Here is a 1,877-nt window from a genome sequence, read left to right on the forward strand (position 1 = left end):
CTTTGGGGGGTCACAGCGACCAGGAAACGCCCGGACCCATTCCGAACCCGGAAGCTAAGCTGGCCAACGGCAAAGGTACTGCACCCGAGAGGATGTGGGAGAAAAGCACACCCCCCAAAACCAACCACAAAGAATGAAGGGAGATCCCCACAAAGGATCTCCCTTCATTCACATTTAAACACACAACCAAAAACAAACCCAACCCACTACGGCGTTTTCAGGTGTGTCAGGGAAGAATCGCTCCGCGTGCGGTCGTCCAAAGGCTATACCACTCATCTCGGGTGAGATGGGAGTCTTTAGTATTCGCGTCACCGCAGCGATAGATTCTTTCAACTGAACTAGTTCCAATAACAGGGCGTATGGCGGCCGGATGCATCGTAAGCCACCAAAGTAGGATCGTTTCCACTGAAGTGTCGTATTTTGATGCCAACTCCAGGGTGAGAGTGCTGGTCTTTTTTTCTGCTTCAGTGCGTGAGCGACCTATGTGGTCCTCTGGTGCCCCCGTGTAAAGACCTCGGGCTAGAGGGCTCCAAGCTTGGATTTCAATCCCTGCGGCTGCACAGTATTCAACCGTTCCGGGGGCGTAATTAGATCCTGGCTTACCGGGATCTAAAGCATTAATCGGGACTTCAATGAAGGACCTGGCAGCAAGACTTAGTTCCAATTGATTAGCTATTGGCGTGCCTATAGCCTCTCGTAGAATGTCGATTTGCCAAGAACTCATATTCGAAACCCCCCAACGCAGAATCTTCTTCTGTCGTATCGCATCGGTTACAGCGGTGGCAACAGATTCGGGGTCCATTAGAGGATCAGGTCTATGTAAGAGCAGCGTATCGATGTGGTCGACGCCGAGTCGTTCGAGGGAAGCGTCCAACGCGCGGGAAATGTGTTCGCCACTGAGATCGTAGCGCGTTATTTCACCTGTAGTGGGGTTTGATAGTTGTATGCCGCATTTCGTTTGGATACTAAAATGTGAAGCTAGATCGTGGTCTTTGCGAAGGACGTCTCCGATGACGGACTCGCTAGATCCCATGCGATAGATATCTGCCGTATCCAGTACATTAATTCCAATTTCAGATGCCGCGTGAAGCGCGTTCCAGGCCTTGTCGATTTCTTGTGTGCCGTAGTCAGGACTGCTCCAAGTACCTCCGAGTCCCATCGTTCCGAAGATAAGGTGAGGTTTTCTATTTTCCATACTGTCAATGATAGATATTTAGCATGGCTAGGAATAATGCGGCTCGCTTGTGACCACTACTATGCGGTCCCAAGCGGCCACTTGGGAAATTGGACGCGGCGCATTCTTTCCGAGGTGGCTCGGGGGCGACAACCACGGTTTCAAGATTCCTACCATCTAGGGACTGCTGCACGCTTTGGTGACAGGTTGGTCAGGCGGCTTGTGCGGCCTGTTTGTTTATAATGGTTTCGAAGTCGATGGGTGTCAACTTGCCTAGGCGGGCTTGCCTGCGGCGCCTGTGGTAGGTCCGCTCTATCCACCACACGATCTCGGTGCGCAGCTGTTCTCGGTTGTCCCATGCTTGCTGGTTGAGGACGTTCTTTTGGAGGAGAGCGAAGAAGCTTTCCATCGCAGCATTGTCTCCTGCCGCGCCGACCCGTCCCATGCTCCCCACCAGCCCGTGGTGTTTGAGGGCGCGCTGGTATTTGCGGGACTGAAATTGAGATCCGCGGTCCGAATGGACCTTACATCCCTGCACATTTCCGCGGATAGCCACCGCGTTCTCTAAGGCGTTCACTCCTGACTTCTGACGCGGCTAGTGCCCCGGTTCGGTCTTGAGGTAGTGGCGGAACTCTTCGGGGATATGGCTGGGTAGCGTTTGCTGGGTCCCGGCGATCTCGATTGTGACATCGCATAAGGGTTT

Annotated in this window: 1 protein-coding gene, 1 rRNA gene and 1 pseudogene; 1 reads left to right on the top strand and 2 read right to left on the bottom strand. The window is 53.2% G+C overall.

Annotated elements, in window-relative coordinates; translation table 11 throughout:
- The first annotated feature begins 2 nt into the window (after window positions 1-2).
- Window positions 3-119, top strand: a 5S ribosomal RNA gene (rrf, locus tag FYJ24_RS12335).
- Window positions 120-226: 107 nt separating this feature from the next.
- On the opposite strand, the gene FYJ24_RS12340 is transcribed toward rrf, so the two are convergent.
- Together FYJ24_RS12340 and FYJ24_RS12345 are read right to left on the bottom strand one after the other, a co-directional pair.
- Window positions 227-1,195 carry an aldo/keto reductase gene (locus FYJ24_RS12340; RefSeq protein WP_154546723.1) on the bottom strand — a complete coding sequence of 323 codons (969 nt, stop codon included), beginning with the start codon at window positions 1,193-1,195 and terminating at the stop codon, window positions 227-229.
- Window positions 1,196-1,385: 190 nt separating this feature from the next.
- Window positions 1,386-1,766, bottom strand: a pseudogene (locus tag FYJ24_RS12345) (transposase); the annotation flags it as partial.
- Window positions 1,767-1,877: the final 111 nt, after the last annotated feature.

Source organism: Scrofimicrobium canadense (assembly GCF_009696615.1).
GTDB classification, from domain to species: Bacteria; Actinomycetota; Actinomycetes; order Actinomycetales; family Actinomycetaceae; genus Scrofimicrobium; species Scrofimicrobium canadense.

Coding starts and splice junctions, on each gene's coding strand:
- FYJ24_RS12340 (WP_154546723.1), bottom strand. CDS start 1,195: ATGGAAAATAGAAAACCTCACCTTATCTTCGGAACGATGGGACTCGGA.